The sequence below is a fragment of the Treponema sp. OMZ 790 genome (genome assembly GCF_024181285.1).
Classification (GTDB): domain Bacteria; phylum Spirochaetota; class Spirochaetia; order Treponematales; family Treponemataceae; genus Treponema_B.
This window is the reverse complement of record NZ_CP051201.1, coordinates 411,583-436,421: the sequence shown is the minus strand read 5'-3', so window position 1 is coordinate 436,421 and position 24,839 is coordinate 411,583. Positions and strand designations below refer to the sequence as shown.

The following is a 24,839-nucleotide window of genomic DNA, read 5'->3' as shown; positions in this document are numbered from 1 at the left end:
TTCCTTTCTTTTCTATAAAATATTTTTCGTCAATTTTGGTAAATTTATCAGGTTAGTTGGAGTAAAATATGGCTTATCCTTTTAGCACAATAGAATCTAAGTGGCAAAAATATTGGGAAGAAAACAAAACTTTTAAAACAATTGAGGACAAAAATTATCCTAAGGATAAGAGGCTTTATATTTTAGATATGTTCCCCTATCCTTCGGGAGACGGCCTTCATGTAGGACACCCTGAAGGATACACTGCAACGGACATTTACAGCCGTTTTTTACGCATGAACGGGTACAATGTACTCCATCCGATGGGCTTTGACTCCTTCGGTCTTCCTGCAGAAAACTATGCAATCAAGACCGGAGTCCATCCCCTTATCACCACCCGAAAAAATATGGAAACCTTTAGAAACCAGATAAAGTCCATAGGTTTGAGCTATGATTGGGACAGGGAAATTTCTACAAGCGAAGAATCCTATTATAAATGGACCCAGTGGATCTTTCTCCAATTATTTAAAAAGGGCTTAGCCTACGAAAAAGAAGCCCCCATCAACTGGTGCCCTTCATGTTTAACAGGCCTTGCCAATGAGGAAGTAAAAGACGGTAAATGCGAAAGATGCGGGACTCAAATCCAACGCAAAAATTTGCGGCAGTGGATTTTAAAGATAACCGAATATGCCGAACGCCTCTTAGAGGACTTGGATGAACTCGACTGGCCTGAATCCATAAAAATCATGCAAAAGAACTGGATAGGCAAGAGTACGGGAGCCGAGGTAGATTTTGCTCTAATCGATAAGGAAGGAAAAGAAACAGGGCAAAAGATAAAGGTTTATACAACTCGCCCCGACACAATCTTCGGAGCCACCTACATGGTATTGGCCCCGGAACACGAGCTTGTAAAAAGCATAACAACAAAGGAGCAATCAAAAGCCGTTGCCGATTATATAGAAGAGGCTGCAAAAAAAAGCGACCTTGAAAGAACCGACCTTGCAAAAAACAAGACCGGCGTTTTTACGGGGGCCTATGCAATCAATCCATTAACAGAGCAAAAAATCCCGGTTTGGATTTCCGACTATATTTTAATCTCTTACGGAACGGGAGCAATTATGGCTGTTCCTGCCCACGATGAAAGAGACTTTGAATTTGCAACTCAATTCAATTTGCCTAAAATCAAGGTGGTAGCCGGAGTAGAAGAATGGGAAGGCGGAAAAAGAGACTTCTCTGAAGAACCCAAGACTTGTACAACCGAGGACGGCTATTCCGTCAACTCAAAAAAATTTGACGGATTAAAAACCGAAGAAGCCAAGACAAAGATAACCGAGCATCTTGAAACTCTCGGTATTGCAAAAAGGGCCGTAAACTATAAGCTCCGTGACTGGATCTTCAGCCGACAGCGCTATTGGGGAGAGCCCATACCCTTGGTACACTGCCCATGCTGCGGCATAGTTCCAATAGACGGGCATGATCTTCCCCTAACTCTGCCGCAAGTAGAGAGCTACACTCCCACAGGAACGGGAGAAAGCCCCTTGGCAGCAATCGATTCTTGGGTAAACACAAAATGCCCCAAATGCGGGAAAGCAGCAAAACGCGAAACCAATACAATGCCCCAGTGGGCAGGCTCTTGCTGGTACTACCTCCGATACACAGATCCCAATAACAGCGAAGCTTTTGCCGACAAGGCAAGGTGCGATTATTGGATGCCGGTTGATCTCTATGTAGGAGGAACGGAGCATGCAGTTCTTCACCTATTATATGCGAGGTTTTGGCACAAGGTCTTATATGACTTAGGCCTTGTGTCTACAAAGGAACCCTTTACACGGCTTGTAAATCAGGGAATGATAACCTCCTTTGCCTACATGCGAAAAAACAAAAGCCTTGTTCCGGCCGATAAGGTTAAAAAAATATCCGAAACCGAATTTGAAGATATCGAAACAGGCGAAAAACTTGAGCAGGTAATAGCCAAGATGTCCAAGAGCTTAAAGAACGTTATCAACCCCGACGATATCATAAAGGAATACGGAGCAGACACCTTGCGCCTCTACGAAATGTTCTTAGGCCCATTGGAGGTTTCAAAACCATGGAACACAAGCGGTATAATGGGCGTGTTTAGATTTTTGGAAAAAATCTGGAACCTGTCTGACAGGGAAATCTACAAAACTCCCGTCAACGATACCTCGACTCCTGAAACTAAGGCCTTGACAGTTCTCTTAAATAAAACGATTAGAAAGGTAACCGAGGATACGGCCTCTCTTAACTTTAATACGGCCATAAGCCAGATGATGATTTTTATAAACGAGGTTTCAAAGCACAAAAAGATACCCCACTATGTTTGGTATAATTTTGTAAAACTTTTAAACCCTTACGCTCCCCACTTAGCTGAAGAACTTTGGCAAAAGATGGGGAATGACGAATCGATAGCCTATTCTCACTGGCCGATGTTTGTCGAAAAATTCTGCGTTGACCAAACATGTACGGTTGTAGTACAGGTAAACGGCAAGCTCCGCGGTAAGTTTGAAGCAGAAGCCGGAACTTCGAAAGAGGAGTTAGAAAAACTTGCGCTCGCAAATGAGGGTGCAATCCGCAACATTGAAGGCAAGGAGATTAAAAAGATAATTACCGTGCCGGATAAGCTTGTAAACATTGTAGTGCAGTAGGGAAATTATTTAATAGGGGCTATTCTTTTTCGGCATGTATACCGGCTTTTTTTAAGGCGTCATTTACCGCCTCTAAAAAAGCCTTACTTGTGAAGGTAGCCCCGGCCACAAGATCCACATCCGTAGAATCTTTTTGAATAACCCTCTTAGGCAGGTACTCAAAAACTGTGTCGCTGTAGCCGGGAGTATCGGCATACTCAAGCACATCTATATTTTTAATTCTATTTTTTTCTATCGTAACTCTTACGCTCATAGTCCCTATCAAACCTTGTGCTTCGCCCTCAAAAATACCCGAAACAAGATTCTCATTATTTTTTACATAACAAGAAAACAAAAGAAAACTCAAAGCAAAAATTGTAAGCGTAAAACAAATCTTTTTATTCATAACCGCTGTGATTATAATATAGAAAGCCTAATCTTGTAAAGCACTAAAGGCTATCGTCCTAAAAAATATCCTATGTCTCCCCAAAGGGCAAAAATAAAAACTATACCTATAAATGCCATTCCTATAAATTGAACATAGTACAGGACTTTCGGATGAATTTGCCTTCTAAAAATAAATTCGATAAAGGCAAAAAGAATTAAGCCCCCGTCCAAAATAGGAATCGGCAATAAATTCATTATAAAAAGAGAAATTGAAATTATGCTTACAAAGTTTAAGATATCTGAAAGCCCGATTAAAAAACCGGCCTTAAAACCTTGGGCGGCGACATCGCCAAGCATGTGGGTAATGCGTACCGGCCCTGAGACCGCCTGCCTCAAGTCAACGCCTTTAAACAAGAGACTTAAGCTTTTAAACGTTAATATAAAACTCTTATGGGTTAAAACAAAACCGTTCACTATGCTTTTAAAAAAGCCTGTTCCGGGGATTTCAACCTTGATAGTTTTCATATTGAGCCCCAAATCTACACCTCTTTCGGTTCGGATAAGGTTTACGATTTTTGTGATTTTATTTCCGTCTCTTAACACAGCTAATTCGGCAGTTTTTTCAGATATTCTTTCCAGGGCACGGTTTAAGTCTACAGTATTGGCAACTTCAATTCCGTTTACAGATACAATAAGATCGCCTTTTTTAAGCCCTGCAAGTTCGGCCGCAGAAGAAGGTTTTACTCCTTCTATTTCAAGAGGAATAAAAGAATAAAAGCCTATTATGCCTGCACCGGTTTTTGGGTCGAGCTTGGGCTTGAGTTTTTTTGTAAGGATTCGGCCATCTCTTTCTATTTTTAAGGTAACCTCTTCCTTTGCTTCAGGCACTATGAGCCGCACAATGTCGGCAAAGGTTTCGGTTTTCTCGCCGTTAATGCTTAAAATCACATCCCCCATTTTTAAATCGGCCTCGCGGGCGGGAGAGTCATCAGCTTCGTTGTAATAATAAACGGGAGCTATCTTGTTAGAGCTCGTATAATAGCTTGAACCTATGGCACTTACAATCGCAAGAGCAAGAACTGCACTTATATAGTTTGCAAATGGGCCGGCAAAGGCAATTATAATCCGCTTAAAAGGATGCACCCCGTAAAGCTCGCCCTTCTTTTTAGGAATTGCAGAGAGATTTTCTTCGATAGCTTGCTGAAAGGCTTTTTCGCCCTTCATGCCGCAATAGCCGCCCATGGGAATTGCAGAAATTCTATACTCGGTATCTCCCCTCTTTTTTTTAAAAAGAACAGGTCCCCAGCCTATCGAAAAAGTTTCGACCACAACGCCGCACAGCTTTGCGGCAATAAAATGTCCAAGCTCATGGATAAAGACCATGATACTCAATATAATCAAACCTATTAAAATCTTAACCATAAATTATTCCGTTTTACTTTTATTGCAAGCCGTTTGCTCTGTCAAGTATCCTTGCCAAAGCTATCGCTCTTGCTCTGTTTTCATAGTCATAAACTTCTTCATAAGAAGAAGGTTTCATAGTCCAATCCGAATTTAAAACTTCTTGCGTAATATCGGCTAAATCCGTAAAGCCTATTTTTCCTTTGATAAAAGCATCAACGGCTTCTTCATTTGCAACATTAAAGGCTATAGGATAGGCGCCTCCTTTTCCAGCCGCTTCAAAACCCAAAACCAGCATAGGAAAATCATCGGTTCTGGGAGGCATAAATTCCAAGTTTATAATTTGAGAAAAATCCAAGGGCCTTAAAAAGCTTTCAGGCATCTTCGGAAAACTTAAAGCATTTAAAATAGGATTTTTCATATCGGGAGGAGAGGCTTGGGCAAAAATCTCTCCGTTTTTACACTGCACCATCGAATGGATTATACTTTGAGGATGAACCGTAACTTCGATTTTTTCAGGCGGAAAAGAAAAAAGCTTTACGGCCTCGATTACTTCCAAGGCCTTGTTTGCAAGGGAGGCTGAATCTATCGTAATTTTTCCGCCCATCTTCCATGTAGGATGCTTTAAGGCATCTTCAAGCTTCATTGCGCCGAGCTTTTCCTTAGGCGTGTTTAAAAAGGGGCCGCCTGAGGCTGTGATTATAATCTTTTCGATGTTCTCCTTTTTGTGGGCATTTATAAGCTGAAAAATCGCAGCATGTTCCGAGTCGACGGGAATTATTGTACTGCCCGACTTTTCGGCATCTTTAAAAATGAGCTCGCCCGCCTCAACTATGGTTTCTTTATTGGCAAGGCCTAAATCCAAGCCGCTTTTTATAACCTCTGCAGAAGCCTTTAAACCGGCCGAACCTGCTATACCGTTAATGACTATATCGGCCCTTGATTTTTCGATCAGCTGTCTTACAGCTTCTACATCTATTTCGTGTTTTAATTTTGAATCCGTTTTTTTTGTAGAAACAAATTGTGCATTCGTAAACTCGGCCTGCATTTTTTGGGCAAAGTCTAAATTAGAATGAACGGAAAAACCGGCAAGTTCAAACCTATCAGGAAATCTTCTTATTACTTCTAAACTGTTTTTTCCGATTGAGCCTCCGGCCCCAAGTACCAGAACCCGTTTCTTTTTCATCAAACCCCGCCTAACAACAGAGCGCAAAGGCTATAGAAAACGGGAGAAGCAACGAGTAAGGAATCGATGCTGTCAAGGATACCGCCTCTGCCTAAAATAACTTTACCCGAATCTTTTAAATCTGCAGAGCGCTTTAAAATCGATTCTATTATATCTCCGATGATTGCAAAAAGAGCCGTACAAAGAGCTATTATTATAAGTTCTTTTAATTTTCCGTTAAATTGTTTGTTAAAGAAATAAAACGAAGCAGCTGCCGCAGCCGTAGAACCGATAAAGCCGCCTATAAAACCTGCAATACTTTTTTTGGGGCTGGCCTTAATAAACCCGCGGTTGCTTTTCCCGAAAAGCATACCAAAAAACCATGCCAAAGAATCGCATCCAAAGGTCATAAGATAAAACATTATAATTAAAGCCCCTGCATTCGGTAGTCTTGTTATTGAAGATAAATAAACCGATAAGCCCCAAGGATAAATAAGCATAAACATTCCTGTCGTAAAACGGGACATACTATTGGTAAAATTTCCGGAAAAGGAAAAAATAATTTCCATAAACATTGTTATAACTATAACACAACCTAATACAAAGAAAATATAGCGGAAAGGAATAATATGTAATCCGCTCAAGTATGAGCATCCCAATAAAATTAAGCCGAAAAAGGCAAGTATATTTTTAGGATATGCAGGCGACCTTTGGGATAAAATATTATATATCTCATAATTTGCAATCAGAGCTGCAATAAATAATTCGATATGATAAACTAAAAAATTATAATGAGGTAAAAAATAAATTGAAGCTAAAACTAAAGGTGCACCTACAAAAAATATTATCAGCCTCTCAATAATTTTTCGAATTTTCATTTTATTTCTCCCTTTATTACATTAGGCATTTCCGTAACGCCTGTTTCTTTTTTTATAGTCTTCTATTGCTGCGTATAAATCTTCTACGGTCCAATCGGGCCATAAGATATCCGTAAAATAAAGTTCTGCATAAGCACTTTGCCAAAGCAAAAAATTACTCAAACGTTTTTCTCCTCCGGTTCTGATAAGCAGGTCTACAGGAGGAATGGAGCCTGTATCCAGTTTTGAGGAAAAGGTCTCCTCATTTATAGAAGCAAGCTCATCGGAATTCAGTTTCTTTATTGCCCTTAAGATTTCGTCATGAGCTCCATAATTTATACCAAGCACAATCGCAGTACCTGTATAAGCGGCAGTTCTCTCTCTTACCGAATTAATTTCATCTTGAATATCTTTGGGCAGTCCGCTTAAATCGCCTATGTGTTCGATACGCAAATTATTGTCGGCATAAAAATTAAGCTCGGCTTTTAGATGCTGCTTAATAAGCCCCATCAAAAAGCCTACCTCCGTTTCGGTTCTTTTCCAGTTTTCGGTAGAAAATATATAAAGCGTTATATAAGAAATCCCCAAATCGGATATGGCCTTTGTTATCCTTTTAACCGTATTAAGCCCTTCCTTATGCCCCATAGATCTGGGAAGACCTCTTTTTTTTGCCCATCTGCCATTGCCGTCCATGACAATGGCGATATGTTTTAAGTCATCGGACATTTAGTTTTCCATTATTTCCTTTTCTTTTGCTTCAAGTACCTTGTTTATTTCGGCAATGTAAGCATCCGTGGATTTTTGGAAAGCATCCTCAGCAGTCTTTAACTGATCTTCGCTTATTTTTCCGTCCTTTTGTAATTTTTTTGCCTCGTCGATTCCGTCACGTCTGATATTACGGACTGAAACGCGCGAATTTTCGGCAATGGTTTTTGCCTTTTTTGCAAGATCCTTTCTTCTTTCCTCGGTCAGCGGCGGAATTGCAATGCGAATGACCTTTCCGTCATTTGTAGGATTAACCGACAAATCTGCCTGTAAAACGGCCTTTTCAATTTCGACCAATAAAGATTTATCCCAAGGCTGAATTACTACAAGCCTTGCTTCGGGGATAGAAATATTGGCAAGTTGATTAAGAGGGGTAGATTCTCCGTAGCAGTTAACTCTTATTTTATCAAAAAGAGCAGAAGATGCTCTTCCGGTTCTTAGCATATTGAATTCTTCTTTTAATGCCGAAACCGTCTTTTTCATTTTTTCTTCACAATTTTTCTGAACTTCTTCTATCATGATTTTGCCTCCGATTTATTTGTGCAATAATTAATGCCGCAAGGAAAATTCCTCGCAGCACTAAAAAAAGGTCTTAATTTACATACCCAGTCCTAACTGAAAAATTATAAGCTTTGACAAGCTCAAGGAGCCGCCGGCTTCTTTGCCGACCTCTGCCATTTTCTTTGAAACGGAAAGCTTATCATCCTTTACAAAGGCCTGCTCAAGGAAGCAGATTTCGGATAAGTGTTTTGAAATTTTTCCCTTAACGATGCCTTCTTTTACGTTATCGGGCTTATCCAATTCGGCAACTTGACCTTTAAAGATTTCTTCCTGCTCTTTGATATAAGCTGCATCTACATCTTCTTTTTTAACATAGAGGGGCATAAAGGCGGCTGCATGCAAACAGCAGTCATAAGCAAAATCTTGTACCGCAGTCTTTTCAAAGATTTCAGGCTTATCCGATTTTAAAACTACAATAACGCCTGTTTTTTTATCGGAATGGATGTAGCGTGAAAGGTATTCGTCTGCTCCGGCCTTTACGCTGATTAAGCGTGTAAGGTTCATGTTTTCGCGTACGCGGGTAGCCAAATCCAAGAGCTTATCGTTAAGTTCGGGTGTAACCTCAGCAATGTCCTTATCAAAGGCAGTATTTGCAATGTCGTCTCCGACAGCGATAAAGTCTGCATTTTTTGCAACAAAGTCGGTTTCGCAGGTCATTTCGAGCATAACGGCTTTTTTATTGTCGTTTTTGATAACGATAATACCTTCACTTGTTACCCTGTCGGCTCTTTTTTCGACAGCGGCCAAGCCTTTTTCTTTTAAATATTTTTCAGCTTCTTTTGCGTCGCCGTTGCAGTGCTGTAAGGCTTTTTTACATTCCATCATACCTGCACCGGTCTTATCGCGTAATGCTTTTACATCAGATGCTTTAATGTCCATAAATTTCTCCTATAAAAACTTTTTGCAGGAAATGTCAATTTCCGAAAAAAGTTTTTTCAAGCAGTTTGTTTACAAACTGCATAAAATATAACAAAGTTTTGTGCGAAGCACAAAACTTGAAGATAAACAGTGAGGCAGGATTTCTGCCGAACTGTTTATCGAATCTCCTGTTTATTTGTCGTCGTACAAATCCTCATCGTTTACGAGAGAATTTTCATCTTCATCCTCATCACTGCCTGAAGCTTCATCTTTGGGAGTGTAATTGGAATAATCTGTAATTTCTTCTTCTCTGTCCTGATAGGGATCAACACCTGAATCACCGGATTCTTCATCTTCTTGAAGGTTTTCGATGATTTTAAGACCGTGTTCGTTGTCGGCTTCGATAACTGCATTAGCAATTACGCCCGTAAAAAGCGAAATAGCTCTGATTGCATCATCGTTTCCGGGAATCGGATAATCGATGCCTTCAGGATTGCAGTTGGTATCTACAACAGCGATGATGGGAATGCCCAATGAGCGGGCTTCTCTGATAGCAATTTCTTCTTTTCGAGTATCGATAATAAAGAGGATTCCGGGGAGGTCCTTCATTTCTTTAATACCGCCCAAGTTTTTTTCGAGTTTTGACTTTTCTTTCTGTAAAGAAGCAATTTCTTTTTTTGTCAAGTTATCGAAAGTTCCGTCAACTTCCATTTTTTCGATTTTCTTAAGACGAGCCAAACTCTTTTTGATTGTGGAAAAGTTTGTGAGCATTCCGCCGAGCCAGCGGTTGTTAACATAAAACATTCCGCATCTTTCGGCTTCTTTTTGAATTGTCTGCTGGGCCTGTTTTTTTGTTCCTACAAACAAAACCGATTTTCCTTCGGATGTTGCCTTGCGGACAGCCTCATAGGCCTCACGGATTGCAACGATTGTTTTTTGCAAATCGATAATGTGAATTCCGTTTCTTTCCGAAAAAATGTATTTTTTCATTCTCGGATCCCAGCGTTTTACTTGATGGCCGAAATGTACGCCTGATTCAAGTAAGTTCTTCATGGTTACTACTGCCATGTGTTTCTCCTTTGGAGCTAAAAAGCTCCTGCCTTCTCTATTTCTCGGAACAGACTACCGGCCGTTAGCGGCCTCAAAGGCCGTCCACGCCGGACATCCTTCCGGATATTTACCGTAAAAACGGCATGAGCTTATTATATAGTTTTTTTAAGATTTTGTATAGTGCTTAGACAGCTTAAAAGAGGTTTATAAAAACTTTTTCGGACAACAGCTCATAGAGCTCCCTGACAGGCAAACCAACTATCCCGGTATAAGAGCCTTCAATTTTTTCGATAAAAAAGGAAGCTTTCCCTTGAATTTTATAACCTCCGGCGGCATCATTCCATTCTTCTGTTTTAAGATAGGCTGAAATTTCCTCATCGGAGAGGGGTTTAAAGAAAACCTTAGAGATATTCTGTTTTTCGCTTATCCTGCCGGTTTCACAGTCAAGGAGGCAGATTGCACTCACAACAAAATGAACCGAACCGGAGTGGCTTTTGAGCATCATTTCGGCTTCTTTTTTGTTTTTTGGTTTACCGAAGATTATTTTTTCGTTTGGGATTGTTGTATTTTCGGCAAAAACAAGGGTATCTGCCGCCAATATGAGCTTTTGCGGATTATAGTCATTACCTTGCTTCAAGACTTTAAAAAGACTTTCGGCCTTTCCTCTTGCAGTTAAAATGCATTTTTTTATAGGATCTTTTTCTGTTATTGAGGATTCATCAAAATTTGAGGCATTTACACAAAACAAAACACCCAGCGAATCGAGTATCTCTTTTCGTCTGGGTGATGCAGAAGCTAAAATAAGCTCTTTCATTTTATTAAAAAAAAGTAATTTTTATTTTTTTCCGCCTAATATGGATTTTAGAACTTCCATAGCTCTGTTTCTGACAGGAGTTATGTAGTTAAAATTATTGGCAATTCTCAAAATACTTTCAGTCATTCCTTTTTTATTCTTTACTGTAGGAGCCAATTTTTCATAAGCATTAAGAACTTCAAGAGCCAATGAGCTTGTAGGGTTAATAATATCGAATTTTCGATTGATAAAGTTAATCATATCTACAACTTCGTCATTATTGTTATATCCTAATTCACCTAAAGATTTAACGGCTTCCATAATTACAACCGGTTCATTATCGGTATACATAACCGTCATAAGAGATTTCTTAGCCTGCTCATTTTTAATCTTACCCAAAAGGCGGCATGCTTCTCTTCTTACATCGGGATAGTTATTTGCAACCCTTCCGTTTTCACGCACAACCGTGGTAAGACCTATAGTTGCAAGAGAATCAAGAGCTTCCTGAAGCTCGGGAGTTACCCTTCCGCCGTCAATAGCTTCTTCAACTACCTGCAAGGCTACAAACTTAGCATCACGTCCTTCACTGGTAACCATCTCTCTAAGAATTAAGCCTTCCATAGAATTAAGATAGGCCTCTTCAACTGTCATCAAGGAATCGGAATCTTTATCTTCTGCAAAGACAAAGGCTGTTCCCAATAATAATATCATCATTACAAAAACTAAAGACTTTCGTCGCATTTCAAATTACCCCCTTAGTTTGGTACATTACCTTTATTTTCAACCATTTTCATTGTAAAGTCAAGTAGTAAAAGCCGCTTTTTTTGTTTTTAGCGATATTTTTAAGTCTTTACGGCACTAAAAGCCACCTGTCGCCTATTTTTTCAAGATTATAAAATATCAAATTTTGTTTAGCCGTAATTTTTAAAACTCTAACCTTTGTCGGAGTCATATAAACGATATCGTCAACCCTTCCGTTTTGCCTTGAAGGAACAAACACATAGTAAAAATAATCTTCTATGCTTTTTAATTGTTTTCCTTTTAGATGTGCCGGAAGCCCTTCGCTGGTTTTTTTCAAAACCTCAGTCTTTGAAAACTCTTTTATATACTCTTTTGAAAGCCAGTATCTCCAGCGGCCGTAATCTTTTTTTGCCGTTATATCGTTTAGCTTTTTTACAACCTCTTCGATTTCGGATTTTGCTATTTCCTTATCTTTTTTGGTAATTGACACGCCTTCAAATTGGGCAACAACCTCTTCATCTGCCGACTTGGGCTGTTCCATTTTGGGTTTTTCCGTTTCGGCAGGCATTTCATTTTCAGTCATCTTAGGTTTTTGAGCGGTCATGGGTTTTTCTTCTTGTATTTCCGTTACGGTCATCGGTTCTGCCGTTTTTTCGGGCATAGAAGTACATGAACCCAACAAGACCGGAATAAAGCATAAAGTTAAAAAATATAAAATCTTTTTCATGGTATAAATAATACATTTATTTTCATCTTACGTCAACTCAAATTTTGTTTCTTTTGTAAAATCAATTAAAAAGATTTCTAATGCTTTTTTTTTATATGCCGATACTGGGATTGAGGAGTAGATTGTTATGGAGAAAAATTCGATTGCAGCAGACATAAAGAGCATTTTACATGAACAAATCGATTTGATAGACAATATCTATAAATTGCAAAAGGCTATGTATCAAGGCGTTTTGGACAGAAACTGGCAGGAAAGCGAAAAGAACTTAAACTGTCTAAATGACGCTTCGGTAAAATTTTTAAATTTGGATAAAAAATTATACGGTCTTTTAAATGCAGATGAGTCAAATTTTCAAGAATTTGACTTTCATTTGCAGACAAAGCAGTTTGCTTCATCAGATAAAAAGAAGATAGATTCTCTATATGAGAAACTAAAAGAAAAAGTTTTCTATTCTAAAATAGAAAACGATGTATTTTCCAACTATGTTTCACATGCTCAAGCTCTGGTCAAAGGAGTAGTCGACATTATTTCGGAGGACAGAAATGGGAAATGTTATACATGTACCGGAAAACGCATTAATACGGATATTAAAAGCCTCGTTTTAAATGAGGTCTTATAGAAAAGGAGGTACGATAAACAGTTCGGCAGAAATTCAGCCTCACTGTTTATCTACCGAGTTTTGTGCAAAACACAAAACATCGTAAGTATTATATGCGGTTTGTAAACAAACCGCTTGAAAAAACTTTTTTCGCAAATTGATTCGCTATCCGCTTTAGCGGATACGATGAAAAATTTCCTTGCAGAACAGAACTGCAAAGGTCTGATATTTGCTGCAAAAAGTTTTTATGGAGGTATAGATGGCGACATTTGATGCGATAGAATTAGGAAAAAGGAGTTTGTTTGCTCACCGGCAGTCGATTCAAACGGCAGGCCATAACATTTCGAATTCTTCAACAAAGGGATATACGAGGCAGAGAGTAAATCTTGAAGCCTTTGAGCCCATTTACAGACCCGATTTAACCAGAGCCGAAACTCCGGGACAAATAGGACAGGGCGTTACCATAGGTTCAATTACCAGATTACGGGATGAGCTTTTAGACCAAAGAATAGTCGGAACTACCGATGACCTAGGTTATTGGGAAACAAGAAATTCCTACATAGCACTTTTAGAACAAGTTCATAACGAACCCGAAGATATTTCGGTCAGAAGCCGTATGGATCAATTTTGGGAAGCATGGCAGGAGTTGTCGCTCTACCCTGAGTCGGATGCTGCCCGTCAGGTTGTGCGTACCCGAACGGAAACCTTAACCGATGCCATTCATCACCAGTTCCGAGGCTTGCAGGGCATAAGGAACATGGTTCACGGCGATATAGAAGCGACCGTAAAGCAGGTAAACGACGTAACGGGCCGTATAGCCAAACTAAACGAAGAGATAGTTAAGGTTAAGGCTATGGGAGACAATCCCAACGATTTAATGGATAAAAGAGACCTTTTAACCGAAAAACTTGCCTCACTCATAGACATTTCCGTAGATAAGAGGGATGAAGATGAAACCTATGTAATTCATACCGCAGGTTTGGAAATAGTGCAGGGAAGAACTCACAGAACCTTTGACTTTAAGGCTTCGCTTGAAAACGATAAATATGCTGATGTGGTTTGGTCCGATTCAGGCAACTTGGCTCATTTTGAATCGGGAAAACTGGCAGCCTTGATTGAGCTGAGAGATGTGGATATTCGGGACGAAATCAGAAAACTCGATACCATGACAATGAACTTTGTCGATCTGGTAAACGATGTCCACAGAAATGCCATGAGCCCCAACGGAAAAACAGGCATCGACTTTTTTAAAGAGCAATACTTTATAAACAATACCCTCGGTAACTTTGACAGAAACGGAGACGGAGAAGAGGATTCTTCCTATATTTTTAGAATTACGGGCACAAACATCCTTGATCCTCGAGAACAAATAGGATTGGAAGGAACTTTGACCCTTTCTTCGGGAGACGGCCTTGTGCAGGTTCCCTATTATTCGACGGACATGGTTTCGGACCTTGTAGAAAGAATCAATAGATCCGGTTCCGAGGTAGCGGCCTACCTCGATCAAAACAATAAACTGGTTTTAAAGGGAATGACCAGCCTCGACAAGGAAAACCCCGACTTTGTTATCAGACATATCGAGGATTCGGGAAGATTTTTGGCAGGCTATTCGGGCGTGCTTTCTCAGGCAGGGCCGGAAGGCGCCTACGACTGGGGAAGAACAAACGCTGTTGACGTATTAGCCGGAGCCCAATATGCGGTTTCTCCCATAGCCCATCCTTCAGGCTGGATGGAAATGAACCCCGTAATCAAAAGCGATATACAAAATATAGCCGCAGGTTATAAGGGCCCTGAAGGTGTCGCCTATCCGGGAGACAATAGGGCAGCCCTTGCAATAGCCGCAATCAGAAATACGCCTGTTATGGTAGGCCGCTCAGCCACCTTTGACGACTTTTTTGCCGACACCGTAACCGAAATCGGTCTAAAAGGCGAGCAGGCAGAAATGACCTTAAATACACAGATAGCTATTGTAAAGGAATTACACGATATGAGGGATTCCGTGTCGGGCGTAAACATAGACGAAGAACTATCGGATATTATCAAATTCCAGCACGGATATAATGCATCTGCAAGGTTTGTTTCGGTCATCAACGAGATGATCGATACCGTTATAAACAGGTTGGGCGTTTAGCCTTTTTGGAGTAAAATATGATGAAAAGAATTAGTACAAATATTCAGCATACGGACAGCAATTTTTCGATGAGGAATCAGGAATCGAGGCTTCACAATCTGAACAATCAGATTCAGTCTCAACGAAGGATAAACCAGCTTAGAGACGACCCTGTTTCTGCAGGCCACTCGGTAAGGTACAAGTCCTTCCTCGCCCGCCTCGAAAGGTTCGAAAAAAACACAAAAACCTTGCGCGATCAATATATGTCGGCCGAAACCTATATGAATAACTCCCTACAAGTTATTCACCGTTTGAGGGAGCTTTCCGTACAGGGAGCAAACGGAACCTATACTCCGGACGACTTGAAGGACATGGCAGCCGAAGCCGACGAACTTTTAAAAGAACTCGTGCAAAACGGAAACGCCGTCAATTCCGACGGAGTCAGAGTTTTTTCGGGAACCAAGAGCTTTACCGAGCCCTTTGAAACCGTAATGGGGGATGTGGACGGAGCAGGTTCAGCCCTTATAACTCAGGTTAGATATAACGGCACAGTCGATTCAAAAGAAGTTGAAACCGATGAACTTTCTTTTATGAGGGCAGATCAGGCCGGAAACAGGGTATTTTGGGCCGAACAGCAAATTCTTATTTCGGAAACTGATGCAAGCAACTTTGTCATAAAGGAAGACACAAGCATCGAGGTTGACGGGGTTGAAATTCCTTTAATTGCAGGAGACAATGTTCATGCAATTATCTCAAAGATAAACGATTCGGGAGCAGCCGTAAAGGCAAGTCTAGACCCAATTACAAGCGGTTTAAACTTAACAACCACCGATGCACGCCAGCTTTGGCTAAGAGATGCCGAAGGAAGCACGGTTTTATCGGAACTGGGCTTGATAAAGGCCGAGCAAAGACCTCCCTATAATTTGGCAAATTCGGTACGCGTTTCAGGAGGCTCTATTTTTGATGCAGCAATTGCCGTGCGCGATGCCTTTCTTTCGGGCGATCAAGAAGCCTTGGGTGGAAAGATTTTGGGAAGTCTCGATGAGGGTATACATAATCTTACTACAAGAATGGCCGAAACAGGTTCCAAGTATGCAAGGGCTGAGGTCATATTAGCCCGAATCGACACGCAGACTTTAAATGTAACTGCAGCAGAATCCAGAGAAGCTGACCTTGACATTACAAAGGCTATCACCGACTTAAAGATGTTTGAACACACTCATCAAGCTTCTTTAAGCGTATTGGGAAGGCTTTACAGAGATTCTCTTTTAAACTACTTACGATAGGATGGAATTTAAGATGGAAATTAAGACAAAAGCTATGGGGCTTGTTGAAATTCAAGATGAACAGATAATTGAATTGGTTGACGGATTTTACGGATTTGAAGAATTTCATAAATATGCCCTGTTGGATTCAGGAAAAGAGCCTTTCTTTTGGGTGCAGTCTCTTGATGATGAAAATTTAGCCTTTATCGTTATTGATCCGTTCTTATTCAGACCCGATTATGAGCTGGACATAGACGACGAATTATTAAAACCGATAAAGGCAGAATCGCCCAAAGACCTCTTGGTTTTTGCCCTTGTTACAATTCCGCCTGCGGGAGGCCCCATCACAGCAAACTTGCAGGGCCCTCTCATCATAAACAAAAAGAATAAAAAGGCTTTTCAGGCTGTCTTAAATGACGGAAAATGGAATACCAAACACGATATTCTTGCCGAATTGAACGCGGCGGGGAGGAACTGATGCTCATACTTTCCCGTAAAACAAATCAAAAAATACTTATCGGCGACGATATAGAAATCACCATAATCGACATTCGGGGCGATCAGGTAAAAATCGGAGTGGATGCTCCGGCTTCAGTCAAGGTTTTCCGTGAAGAAATCTACCAAGAAATTCAAAACGAAAACAAGGCAGCCTTGGTTAAAGATGCCAAGCCGAATCTGCCTGAACTTCATCTCAAAAAGAAATAGAAAATTTTAACTTAACCGCTAAGCTCGCCAAGGACGCAAAGGTTTTGAAGGTATCTTTAGTAAGAAGGTCGCCTTTGCGTTCCCCCATTTTCATAATCATATTTGATTAACGGCATGTTGATTTCTATAATGAGTCTATTTCCTCTTTAGATAGTCCCGTAATCTTAGAAATCAGCTCAATGCCAAGATTTTCATATCTCATCAATCTTGCCGTTTCAAGTTTGGTTTGATAAGAGCCGCTTTCTTCACCCTCGGCGAAAGCTATTTCTCGTTCTTCTGCACGCTGTACTGCGATATCCGTATCATAATCGTATTCTGCTATTAACATATTGATTACCTCCCGTGATTTTCTCATTAAGTATTCTTTTAAGATTCCTTTTTCTATGCATGTCTTTACCGCATTGGTAAAGCCGTTTTCAGAATCGAGTTGTGTTTGCTTTCTTACCTCTTCTACAAAGAGGCTGTATTCTTCAAGCGGTTTACATGCAGCCAGAACTTTATTTGCTTTATCCGTATTGATGTTTAAAACCTGAACCGTCAGCTCCAAGGGTAGGGGGACGGGCCTTGTAATAAAGGCATCCGACAACTTTAATGTTGTAGTTTCAGGATAATTTTCAACACCATTGTAAAAGACATAAAATTCGGGTGTCGGTATTTTTGACAATTTTCTTAGATATTTGTCTGTTGGTTTTTGAAGCTTTTCATACAGCCTTGCTATGTACTCTAAAAAACGTAAAGGCATGTTTTCGTTGATTGTGGATTTATGCTCAGCCAACACTATGATTTTACCGTCTACAAGGCATGAAACGTCGTTTATGATGCTCATGTACATGACATTATCGAGCCTTATATTTTCTACAGGACAAGAAAGCTGTAGTTTTGTACCATGCAAGGCATTATATAGCGACAAAAAGTTTTCTTTGGCTTTTTCGTCTTCGCTGAACAAATCGACAAAGACCGAATCTTTGTATTTTCTATTTGCCGTACTCATAGCCGTTTCCTCACCTGTTGTATTATATCATAGATCAGCAAGTTTTGTAAGGGTATTACCATTTTTCTGCCGGGCTTGATTTTTTTCGGCTATACCATTAAAATACCCGGCTATGAAGACAAATAAACTATTTACACTAATTTTTGCTTTAACATTATTTATCGCAAGCTGTTCAAAAATCAATGATTTTTTTGAACAAGATAAAAAGGATTTACCTGACCGCACCGCAGCTGAAGCAGGACCTCGTGTTATTGCAGGCACCATGTCCATAGTCGAAATTTTAGACGACCTCGGTTATAAAAACGTTGTAGGCGTTCCTTCAAGCCGCCATCCTATGCCCGAGCTTTATGCAAAGACCGAAAAAATCGGAAAACCCATGCAGCCGGATCTTGAAGTAGTTAAAAGGCTGAATGCCGAAATTTATCTCGCCTCCCTGGGTTCAAAACCGACATTGGATAAGCTCTTTCAAAACCAAAACATAAAAACGGAATATATCGATTTAAATTCTTATGAGGCATGTTTAAACACAATCAGACAGTTGGGAGAGCTGACTTCAAAACAAAAGGAAGCCGAGCATGTAATTCAAACCATCGAAGCTAAAACCCTTGAAGTACGCCGCTCAGTTAACGGCAAAAAAAGCCCCAAGGTATTGATGCTTTTAGGTTCTCCCAAAAAACTGATGATGGGAACAAGAAACTGCTACACCGGAAGTCTAATGGAAGTTTTGAAGATTCACAACATCGCAAACGGTATCGGAAACTTCGACAAAACCTATGTTCCCGTAAACATAGAAGAAATCGTAAAACATCAGCCCGACGTAATCATAAGATTAACCCACACAAAGGCCGAAGACACAGCCGAAAGCCTCAGAGCCGAATTTGCCAAAAACGAAATTTGGCAGAAGGTAAAGGCCGTAAAAGAAGATAAAATCTATGACCTGGACAGTAATTTATATACCGTCTCACGGAACATCAAAATAATGTATGCTGTCGAGAATTTAAAAGAAATAATCTACGGAGAAACCGAAAACTAAATTCTAAAAGGTAAAAAAAATGCTGGAAGAACGCCGAAGAAAAATGCTCATCTTTCTCTTTATTTCTTGTGTTCTTCTGGCAATATCCGTTTTGGCCGCAATCTATTTCGGCAGCACAAAGATTCCCGTTCATGAGATTATAAAAATCATATTCTTTAACGAAGCTTCCGATTTTGCAATAATTATTTGGGACATAAGAATTCCAAGAATTATTTTAGCCCTCATAGTCGGAGCCAACCTTGCAGCTTCGGGAGCTCTTCTCCAAGCGGTTATTCAAAATCCTTTGGCAGACCCCGGGATAATAGGCATTTCGAGCGGAGCAAAGTTAGGCCTCTTACTGGCCCTCTTGATTTTTCCGCAATTTGTTACGGCAGCCCCCCTCTTTGCATTTATAGGAGCAATGGGTGCGGCAGTCTTGGTTTACCTCTTGGCATGGAAGGGCGGAGTAAAAACCGTCCGACTTATTTTGGCAGGTGTTGCAGTCAACGCTTTTTTTGCGGGAGTAAGCTACCTTATCACAATCTTAAACAGCGACAAGATTCAAAGCATAATGCTCTGGCTTAGCGGAAACCTTTCCGGGCGCAGTATGTATGACGTGAAGCTCATCTTGCCCTACTCCCTCATAGGCCTTGCCGCCGCCCTTGCAGCCATACGCCCCGCCAACCTCCTCTTATTCGGAGACGAAAAGGCAGGCAGTTTAGGTTTGAACATCACAAGGAGCCGAATTTTAATTTCGCTCACGGCCTCTTTTTTGGCGGCTATTTCCACCTCCCTTGTCGGGGTCATAAGCTTTGTAGGCCTTGTAATTCCCCACATCGTGCGGCTTATCACAGGCCCCAACTACAAATATCTTTTACCTCTTTCAATATTAAACGGAGGGATATTTTTGCTCATCACCGACACCTTCGCCCGCACAATAGCGGCTCCCGTCGAACTACCCGTCGGAACCCTGATGGCCCTGGTCGGCGGTCCTTTTTTTGTCTATCTTTTAAGGAGGAAGTAGGAATACCAGCCGGAAACAAAAAATTTATATATTGCTTTGACTTTTTCAATAAAATGCATTACATTTAAAAAATGAGTATTATATTGAATTTTCCAAATTTCTTACCTATTTCGGATTCTATGCACAAAGAATTATATCCTCTTTTGAATAATTTATCGGATGGCATTTCCGAATTCACATTTATTAGTCTATATTTACACCGTCTGAAATACGGTTATGAGATAAGCCGATTACCATCCGCAACCTTTGTGGTCACAGGCTGCGATGCAAAAGGAAAATTTTTTCTTGTTATGGGAGGTATCCCTCAAGAGAAAGAACTATGCTTTTTACTTGAAAATTATGGCAGGTGGAAAAATATAAGTCAGACTTTGTATGATAAGTTTTCAGATTATATAACAAAACTAGGTTATGAACCATACGAAGATAGAGACAATGAAGATTATTTATACACAAGAGAAAGCCTTGCCTTACTTGCAGGAAAAGCATTACATAAAAAAAGAAATTTTGCAAATGGGTTTGAAAATGCTTATGCTTGGGAAGTACGTCCTTTAAATGAACAAAATAAAGTCGATGCCTGTGCTGTTTTAGATGAATGGCATGCAAACAGAGGCGAAAACCAAGGTTCGGATTATGATCAATGTATTGGTGCGCTGGAAATGCTTACATTTACAAACCTGGAAGGATGGATTGTTTATGTTGATGGTAAACCCGCAGCATGGTCTCTAGGCGAATATATTGCAAATGGTAAAATGTTTTTAGTCCATTTTGAAAAAGCCATAGATACATACCGCGGTGTGTACCAGTTTATAAATAGAGCAACAGCACGAGCGCTACCTGAAACAGTAGAATTTATAAACCGAGAACAAGATCTAGGTAACGAGGGGCTGCGCCAAGCAAAAATGACCTATCGGCCTTGCGGTTTTGTAAAAAAATATTGCACACCTCAAAAAAAGTTAGGATAACAGCTTATTATGCTTTTTTCCATACGGTTTTTCCGCTATAAATAGTTTCCAATATTTCTATTTTATCGAGTTTTTCAGTCGGATAATTCATGGGGTTATCCGATACGATTACAAAACTTGCTTCTTTGCCTACCTTTATGCTGCCGCGTTCATTTTCCTCAAAACCAATATATGCAGCATCAATCGTTACCATTCGTAGAGCTTCTTCTACAGTGATTCTTGATGCAGGAACACTGTGATTAACAGCTGCATGAATACCTAACATAGGGTTCATTGAAGTTACAGGAGAATCCGAACCTCCTCCTACCTTTATGCCGCGATCTAAAATCGGACGCAAGGCACATTTCATTGCAGCCCTCTCAGGTCCAATATGCGGCAGATAATTTTCATACGGCCAATAATAATCAAATACGGGCTGCATACTCAATACAACATTCAGATCTTTCGCTAAATCCATCAAATCATACGAAGACACTTCAAAATGCTCAACCCTGTGACGATGATTTTCTTTGGGGAATTCATTTAAGACTTTTTTGTATGCTTTTAATGCTTGCTCAATAGCTGCATCACCGATAGCATGCATACAAATTTGAAGACCGGCTTTATGAGCCTCTCTAAAAAAGTTTTCCAAACGCTCTTGTGTAAAATAAAGATTTCCGTAATTTTTTGGATTATTGGTGTAAGGTTCCCTAAAAGCAGCAGTTCCGGGTTCTACATCACCATCCAGAATACAATTAAAACAGCCTCCAATTTGCTTTAATCCCCGTTTTACTACTTCATTAACATTAGTCGTTTGGTAATAAATTCTAAGATGAAACGGTATTTCATCCTTATCCTTCAAAAGAGAATCTACAGCAGGATCATCTACAGCGCTCCATCCTTCAAGTGTATGAACAGCAGTTATTCCGTTACTGACACATTCATGAATCATCTTAGCTCTGGCTTTTTTCTTTTGTTCAGCCGACATCCATTTAGGCGCAATTGAAAAAGCAAACAAATTTGCCTCATTGCGCAAAAATCCTTCTTTTTTATCCTGGTCACTAATAATAAGATTATTTTTTTCGGCTTCTTTAGTAACCAGTTCCAAGCCTTTGGAATTTACCAATGTACCGTGAGTTCCTGCAGTACGGAGAAATAAAGGATTTTCGGGAACAGCTCCATCCATTTCTTTCAATGTTAAAAGACGATCTTCTTTAATAGGTGTACCCCCATATCCATTAACAAATAGAACATCGCCTTTCGGTAATTTAGAGGCCTCATCTTTAAGTTTTTTTAAAACACATTCAACAGAGCCAGCTTCAAAAACCGTTGGGAGAGTCATCATTTCTCCCGAAAAACTCATATGGCAATGAGAATCAATAAAACCGGGTAAAAGAGTTTTTCCTTTAAGATCTATTAGTTCAGCATCGCTGTAGTTTTTTTTTGCTTCACTTTCAGTACCTACAAATAAAATTTTCTCATTTTCAAAGACAACAGCTTCTTGAGCTTCTTGTTTTTCCATGGTCAAAATGGTGCCGCCAAAAAACATTTTTTTCATTTTATACCCTCCTTTAGGATTTATATAAATAACTCCTACACTTTATTTTTTGCTATACTTTTCTGCATAGTTTCTGATCTCACCGAGCCGTTTTAGTCCTATTTCTGGAGCAATAGTGCAATCCGCGCCGATAATAACGCCTGTAGTACCGGCTTCTTTTATCAATTTCTCAACGCAGTTTTCAATCTCGATATCCGGGCCTACATCAATAAGGGTACCTCTGTTATTATCAAAGCCGCCCAAAACACAGGCATTTCCAAAGAATTTTTTTCCTTCTGCCAAAGAAAGTTTTTCCGTATTTACAGCCCAGTTATAAACCTTAGCTTTATAATCTTTATAGAAAGATAAATTATTTGTATAATCGGCATAACCGCAGATATGAAGAATGTTATTGTCCCAAAGAGCGTTTATTTTATCAAGAACTTTTTTATCGGAAGGCAAAACATATTTCTGATGGAATTTTAGATCTGCATCTTGCGACTGAACACTTTGAACACTGTAATAAATTCCGTCAAGTTTTGTTTTGCTTTTAAGCTTATCGGCAAGAACAATCAAATCATCTGCAATTGCTAAAGAAGCATTCAGCACAGCATCAGCATCTTCAAAAAAAAGTTTAACAAACAAATCAGGTTGCTTTTTATAGCACTCTGTATACAATCTGATATAGTTTAACGGAGCAAAAATATTATAAAATGCGGCAACTTCTCCATCAAAGTGATCTAAAATTTCATTAACCATATCAATTTGTTTATCATACCAAGGAGAGGCATTTCCTATAGATTTGATCTTTTTAACATCAGCAATATTGTTAATATCATTTTCCATAATTGACGGATGACCGAAAAAACCATCAGACATTATTTTTACCATATCAGGTTTTAAATCGTCATACATTTTTTTTGTACCGTCAATTGTTGCTTGAATAATCCCGTCATCCAACAAACCGCGAAACTGCCTGTACTCATCAGCAAAATGCCACCAAAAACCAACAGGAACCCTGTGAACCTCTTTGTTGCTAAAAGCATCCAAAATCAATTTTCTTTTTTCTTTCATTTTTTCCTCCATCTATCATAAAATTATTTAATGCTTTGAATATCAAATATCCGGCATAAGAACCGCCGTCAAGAACACCGATGCTTTTTTCTGCATAATAAGCGGCTCGTCCATGTACCGACTTCATATTACGAGTTGCATCTGAACTTTCTTTTGCAATCTGCTCCGCGCTCTTTATAAGATCCGTATTTGAAATTTTTCCTACATTTTCACGAATATATTTTTCGGTAGGAACAAGAGTATCGACAATAGTTTTTTCTCCGGGCTTAGCCCCTCCCTTGTTCATAATCTCTTCGTTAAATTTAGAAAAACCCGAGACAAACTCTTCCGAAGTCAGCACCTTTTTTCCTTTAAAAGTTTTTCCCATAGCCATTAATCCGAATGATAATATGGTACCTAAGCTTGAAGGAGCTTTTTCGTTAAAAGTCATCGCAGCTTTGAGAATACCAAGACCGATATCTTCTCCGGAATCGTCTTTAAAAGCATTAAGTGCAGCGTTGAATCCGGCACTCATGGATATCCCCAAATCACCATCACCGTTTTGCTGGTCAAGCTCAATGAGGTAATCTTTTTCATCTTCCATAGTTTTTGCTATTTCAGATAATACATTCAGAATTATATTTTTTGTAATCATGTCGGCTTCCTACTTTTTATTGGCATTAGTATAAAAGGGAGTATTTGCATCATGGAAAAGTAAGGTCTTTAACTCATTATCCAATTTCATAATCGTAATTGAAAGCCCTGCCATCTCCATGGAAGTTGCAAATTCTCCTATGTGAGGGCTCACTACTTTTACCCCCAATCCGTCTAAAATATTAAATAAATCCCGATAGATAATAAACAACTCTTCAAGCGGGGTAGCACCGAGACCGTTAATCATTACGGCAAGCTCATCACCGCCCGAAAAAGAAAGCTCTGTTGCAATTTTGTCAAAAATCATTTTTGCAACCTCGGCTGAAGTTTTTATCTTTGAAACTTCTATACCTACTTCCCCATGAATGCCCATTCCTATTTCCATCTCATCTTCATTGATCGAAAATGTAGGCTTACCTACTTCAGGTACTATACATGGAGATAAAGCTATTCCCATTGTACGCATGTTATCAAGAGCTCTTTCGGTAACCGAAATAAGTTTTTCAAGGTCATAGCCGTTTTGTGCTGCGGCTCCGGCAATTTTATAAGCAAACACCATTCCGGCGACACCCCGCCTTTTATCCTTTGCCGTAAGCGGTGAAGAAGCAATATCATCCATTACTCTTATTTCTTTTACTTCTATACCATCCATTTCGGCCATAGACATAGCCATTTCAAAATTAAGCTTGTCTCCTCCATAATTTCCGTATAAGCATAAAACTCCCTTACCAAAGTTACAGGCTTTAATCATCTCATACATTTTATTTGCGGAGGGAGAAGCAAAAACATTTCCTACAGCACATCCATCCAGCATGCCATCTCCTACATAACCGAGAAAGACAGGTAAGTGACCGCTTCCGCCTGCAGTAACTATACCGACCTTGTTTTCTTTTTTTGTTTTGTTTACGATGACCCTCTTGTCCCCATTTAGTGCAGTTATCTTATTAGGATAAGCATGCAAAATTCCTTCAATCATCTCATCTACAAAATCTTCAGGTTTATTTAATATTTTTTTCATAG

General features: G+C 39.7%; 25 protein-coding genes. 9 read left to right on the top strand and 16 right to left on the bottom strand.

Going from position 1 to position 24,839, the window contains the following annotated elements; translation table 11 throughout:
• The first annotated feature begins 68 nt into the window (after positions 1–68).
• Positions 69–2,645 (top strand): leucine--tRNA ligase, encoded by a 2,577-nt coding sequence (leuS, locus tag E4O01_RS02075; RefSeq protein WP_253693869.1) that lies wholly within the window; start codon positions 69–71, stop codon positions 2,643–2,645.
• A 19-nt stretch (positions 2,646–2,664) separates the two neighbouring features.
• On the opposite strand, the gene E4O01_RS02070 is transcribed toward leuS, so the two are convergent.
• The 11 genes from E4O01_RS02070 to E4O01_RS02020 form a co-directional block, all read right to left on the bottom strand.
• On the bottom strand, positions 2,665–3,030 hold the full coding sequence (locus E4O01_RS02070) for an FMN-binding protein (RefSeq protein WP_253693866.1): 366 nt from the start codon (positions 3,028–3,030) through the stop codon (positions 2,665–2,667).
• Positions 3,031–3,080: 50 nt separating this feature from the next.
• Positions 3,081–4,433: an RIP metalloprotease RseP gene (gene rseP / locus E4O01_RS02065; protein ID WP_253693863.1), complete on the bottom strand. Its 1,353-nt coding sequence runs from the start codon at positions 4,431–4,433 to the stop codon at positions 3,081–3,083.
• 19 nt (positions 4,434–4,452) lie between these two features.
• On the bottom strand, positions 4,453–5,598 hold the full coding sequence (gene dxr, locus E4O01_RS02060; protein ID WP_253693860.1) for a 1-deoxy-D-xylulose-5-phosphate reductoisomerase: 1,146 nt from the start codon (positions 5,596–5,598) through the stop codon (positions 4,453–4,455).
• Positions 5,598–6,455, bottom strand: a complete 858-nt coding sequence (locus E4O01_RS02055) for a phosphatidate cytidylyltransferase (RefSeq protein WP_253693857.1) — start codon at positions 6,453–6,455, stop codon at positions 5,598–5,600. The genes dxr and E4O01_RS02055 overlap by 1 nt, the downstream gene beginning before the upstream one ends.
• 21 nt (positions 6,456–6,476) lie before the next feature.
• A complete protein-coding gene (locus E4O01_RS02050; protein ID WP_253693854.1) occupies positions 6,477–7,160 on the bottom strand; it encodes a di-trans,poly-cis-decaprenylcistransferase in 684 nt (227 codons plus the stop codon).
• The gene (gene frr / locus E4O01_RS02045) at positions 7,161–7,718 is read right to left on the bottom strand and encodes a ribosome recycling factor (protein ID WP_253693852.1); all 558 of its coding nucleotides are present in this window, start codon (positions 7,716–7,718) and stop codon (positions 7,161–7,163) included.
• 78 nt (positions 7,719–7,796) lie between these two features.
• Positions 7,797–8,639 carry a translation elongation factor Ts gene (tsf, locus tag E4O01_RS02040; protein WP_253693849.1) on the bottom strand — a complete coding sequence of 281 codons (843 nt, stop codon included), beginning with the start codon at positions 8,637–8,639 and terminating at the stop codon, positions 7,797–7,799.
• 171 nt (positions 8,640–8,810) lie between these two features.
• Complete coding sequence (gene rpsB / locus E4O01_RS02035; protein WP_253687017.1) at positions 8,811–9,686, bottom strand: 30S ribosomal protein S2; 876 nt, start codon at positions 9,684–9,686, stop codon at positions 8,811–8,813.
• Positions 9,687–9,861: 175 nt separating this feature from the next.
• Entirely contained in the window at positions 9,862–10,482 is a 621-nt protein-coding gene (locus tag E4O01_RS02030) for a Maf family protein (RefSeq protein WP_253693846.1), read from the bottom strand.
• Between the two features lie 21 nt (positions 10,483–10,503).
• Entirely contained in the window at positions 10,504–11,202 is a 699-nt protein-coding gene (locus tag E4O01_RS02025; RefSeq protein ID WP_253693843.1) for a HEAT repeat domain-containing protein, read from the bottom strand.
• Between the two features lie 109 nt (positions 11,203–11,311).
• Positions 11,312–11,929, bottom strand: a complete 618-nt coding sequence (locus E4O01_RS02020; RefSeq protein ID WP_253693841.1) for a hypothetical protein — start codon at positions 11,927–11,929, stop codon at positions 11,312–11,314.
• Between the two features lie 127 nt (positions 11,930–12,056).
• On the opposite strand from E4O01_RS02020, the gene E4O01_RS02015 reads away from it, so the two are divergent.
• From E4O01_RS02015 to csrA, 5 genes are all read left to right on the top strand, one after another.
• Positions 12,057–12,548 (top strand): hypothetical protein, encoded by a 492-nt coding sequence (locus tag E4O01_RS02015; RefSeq protein ID WP_253693839.1) that lies wholly within the window; start codon positions 12,057–12,059, stop codon positions 12,546–12,548.
• A gap of 238 nt (positions 12,549–12,786) precedes the next feature.
• Positions 12,787–14,658 carry a flagellar hook-associated protein FlgK gene (flgK, locus tag E4O01_RS02010; protein WP_253693836.1) on the top strand — a complete coding sequence of 624 codons (1,872 nt, stop codon included), beginning with the start codon at positions 12,787–12,789 and terminating at the stop codon, positions 14,656–14,658.
• A gap of 17 nt (positions 14,659–14,675) precedes the next feature.
• On the top strand, positions 14,676–15,923 hold the full coding sequence (locus E4O01_RS02005) for a flagellar hook-associated protein 3 (protein ID WP_253693833.1): 1,248 nt from the start codon (positions 14,676–14,678) through the stop codon (positions 15,921–15,923).
• Positions 15,924–15,936: 13 nt separating this feature from the next.
• On the top strand, positions 15,937–16,380 hold the full coding sequence (locus tag E4O01_RS02000; RefSeq protein WP_253693830.1) for a flagellar assembly protein FliW: 444 nt from the start codon (positions 15,937–15,939) through the stop codon (positions 16,378–16,380).
• On the top strand, positions 16,380–16,607 hold the full coding sequence (csrA, locus tag E4O01_RS01995) for a carbon storage regulator CsrA (protein WP_253693828.1): 228 nt from the start codon (positions 16,380–16,382) through the stop codon (positions 16,605–16,607). The genes E4O01_RS02000 and csrA overlap by 1 nt, the downstream gene beginning before the upstream one ends.
• Positions 16,608–16,731: 124 nt before the next feature.
• Here the strand turns inward: csrA and E4O01_RS01990 are convergent, their stop codons facing one another.
• Positions 16,732–17,598: an Rpn family recombination-promoting nuclease/putative transposase gene (locus tag E4O01_RS01990; protein WP_253693825.1), complete on the bottom strand. Its 867-nt coding sequence runs from the start codon at positions 17,596–17,598 to the stop codon at positions 16,732–16,734.
• A gap of 112 nt (positions 17,599–17,710) precedes the next feature.
• Here E4O01_RS01990 and E4O01_RS01985 point away from each other — a divergent pair, with 112 nt between their 5' ends.
• From E4O01_RS01985 to E4O01_RS01975, 3 genes are all read left to right on the top strand, one after another.
• Complete coding sequence (locus E4O01_RS01985; RefSeq protein ID WP_253693822.1) at positions 17,711–18,631, top strand: ABC transporter substrate-binding protein; 921 nt, start codon at positions 17,711–17,713, stop codon at positions 18,629–18,631.
• 19 nt (positions 18,632–18,650) lie between these two features.
• Positions 18,651–19,634, top strand: a complete 984-nt coding sequence (locus E4O01_RS01980; protein ID WP_253693819.1) for a FecCD family ABC transporter permease — start codon at positions 18,651–18,653, stop codon at positions 19,632–19,634.
• Positions 19,635–19,717: 83 nt separating this feature from the next.
• Positions 19,718–20,596, top strand: coding sequence for a DUF2156 domain-containing protein (locus tag E4O01_RS01975; protein ID WP_253693817.1), 879 nt, complete (start codon positions 19,718–19,720; stop codon positions 20,594–20,596).
• A gap of 7 nt (positions 20,597–20,603) precedes the next feature.
• Here E4O01_RS01975 and E4O01_RS01970 read toward each other — a convergent pair whose 3' ends face one another.
• Genes E4O01_RS01970 through E4O01_RS01955 form a run of 4 tightly spaced genes read right to left on the bottom strand, consistent with a single transcriptional unit; the run spans position 20,604 to position 24,837 of the window.
• Positions 20,604–22,133, bottom strand: a complete 1,530-nt coding sequence (locus E4O01_RS01970; protein WP_253693815.1) for an amidohydrolase — start codon at positions 22,131–22,133, stop codon at positions 20,604–20,606.
• A 42-nt stretch (positions 22,134–22,175) separates the two neighbouring features.
• Complete coding sequence (locus E4O01_RS01965; protein WP_253693812.1) at positions 22,176–23,186, bottom strand: uroporphyrinogen decarboxylase family protein; 1,011 nt, start codon at positions 23,184–23,186, stop codon at positions 22,176–22,178.
• On the bottom strand, positions 23,149–23,820 hold the full coding sequence (locus tag E4O01_RS01960) for a dihydroxyacetone kinase subunit L (RefSeq protein WP_253693809.1): 672 nt from the start codon (positions 23,818–23,820) through the stop codon (positions 23,149–23,151). The genes E4O01_RS01965 and E4O01_RS01960 overlap by 38 nt, the downstream gene beginning before the upstream one ends.
• Before the next feature lie 9 nt (positions 23,821–23,829).
• Positions 23,830–24,837 carry a dihydroxyacetone kinase subunit DhaK gene (locus E4O01_RS01955; protein ID WP_253693807.1) on the bottom strand — a complete coding sequence of 336 codons (1,008 nt, stop codon included), beginning with the start codon at positions 24,835–24,837 and terminating at the stop codon, positions 23,830–23,832.
• Between the last annotated feature and the right edge of the window lie 2 nt (positions 24,838–24,839).

Bases quoted from the DNA above. Each gene is read 5' to 3' on its own strand.
- leuS (WP_253693869.1), top strand. From the start codon at position 69: ATGGCTTATCCTTTTAGCACAATAGAATCTAAGTGGCAAAAATATTGG.
- E4O01_RS02070 (WP_253693866.1), bottom strand. From the start codon at position 3,030: ATGAATAAAAAGATTTGTTTTACGCTTACAATTTTTGCTTTGAGTTTT.
- rseP (WP_253693863.1), bottom strand. From the start codon at position 4,433: ATGGTTAAGATTTTAATAGGTTTGATTATATTGAGTATCATGGTCTTT.
- dxr (WP_253693860.1), bottom strand. From the start codon at position 5,598: ATGAAAAAGAAACGGGTTCTGGTACTTGGGGCCGGAGGCTCAATCGGA.
- E4O01_RS02055 (WP_253693857.1), bottom strand. From the start codon at position 6,455: ATGAAAATTCGAAAAATTATTGAGAGGCTGATAATATTTTTTGTAGGT.
- E4O01_RS02050 (WP_253693854.1), bottom strand. From the start codon at position 7,160: ATGTCCGATGACTTAAAACATATCGCCATTGTCATGGACGGCAATGGC.
- frr (WP_253693852.1), bottom strand. From the start codon at position 7,718: ATGATAGAAGAAGTTCAGAAAAATTGTGAAGAAAAAATGAAAAAGACG.
- tsf (WP_253693849.1), bottom strand. From the start codon at position 8,639: ATGGACATTAAAGCATCTGATGTAAAAGCATTACGCGATAAGACCGGT.
- rpsB (WP_253687017.1), bottom strand. From the start codon at position 9,686: ATGGCAGTAGTAACCATGAAGAACTTACTTGAATCAGGCGTACATTTC.
- E4O01_RS02030 (WP_253693846.1), bottom strand. From the start codon at position 10,482: ATGAAAGAGCTTATTTTAGCTTCTGCATCACCCAGACGAAAAGAGATA.
- E4O01_RS02025 (WP_253693843.1), bottom strand. From the start codon at position 11,202: ATGCGACGAAAGTCTTTAGTTTTTGTAATGATGATATTATTATTGGGA.
- E4O01_RS02020 (WP_253693841.1), bottom strand. From the start codon at position 11,929: ATGAAAAAGATTTTATATTTTTTAACTTTATGCTTTATTCCGGTCTTG.
- E4O01_RS02015 (WP_253693839.1), top strand. From the start codon at position 12,057: ATGGAGAAAAATTCGATTGCAGCAGACATAAAGAGCATTTTACATGAA.
- flgK (WP_253693836.1), top strand. From the start codon at position 12,787: ATGGCGACATTTGATGCGATAGAATTAGGAAAAAGGAGTTTGTTTGCT.
- E4O01_RS02005 (WP_253693833.1), top strand. From the start codon at position 14,676: ATGATGAAAAGAATTAGTACAAATATTCAGCATACGGACAGCAATTTT.
- E4O01_RS02000 (WP_253693830.1), top strand. From the start codon at position 15,937: ATGGAAATTAAGACAAAAGCTATGGGGCTTGTTGAAATTCAAGATGAA.
- csrA (WP_253693828.1), top strand. From the start codon at position 16,380: ATGCTCATACTTTCCCGTAAAACAAATCAAAAAATACTTATCGGCGAC.
- E4O01_RS01990 (WP_253693825.1), bottom strand. From the start codon at position 17,598: ATGAGTACGGCAAATAGAAAATACAAAGATTCGGTCTTTGTCGATTTG.
- E4O01_RS01985 (WP_253693822.1), top strand. From the start codon at position 17,711: ATGAAGACAAATAAACTATTTACACTAATTTTTGCTTTAACATTATTT.
- E4O01_RS01980 (WP_253693819.1), top strand. From the start codon at position 18,651: ATGCTGGAAGAACGCCGAAGAAAAATGCTCATCTTTCTCTTTATTTCT.
- E4O01_RS01970 (WP_253693815.1), bottom strand. From the start codon at position 22,133: ATGAAAAAAATGTTTTTTGGCGGCACCATTTTGACCATGGAAAAACAA.
- E4O01_RS01965 (WP_253693812.1), bottom strand. From the start codon at position 23,186: ATGAAAGAAAAAAGAAAATTGATTTTGGATGCTTTTAGCAACAAAGAG.
- E4O01_RS01960 (WP_253693809.1), bottom strand. From the start codon at position 23,820: ATGATTACAAAAAATATAATTCTGAATGTATTATCTGAAATAGCAAAA.
- E4O01_RS01955 (WP_253693807.1), bottom strand. From the start codon at position 24,837: ATGAAAAAAATATTAAATAAACCTGAAGATTTTGTAGATGAGATGATT.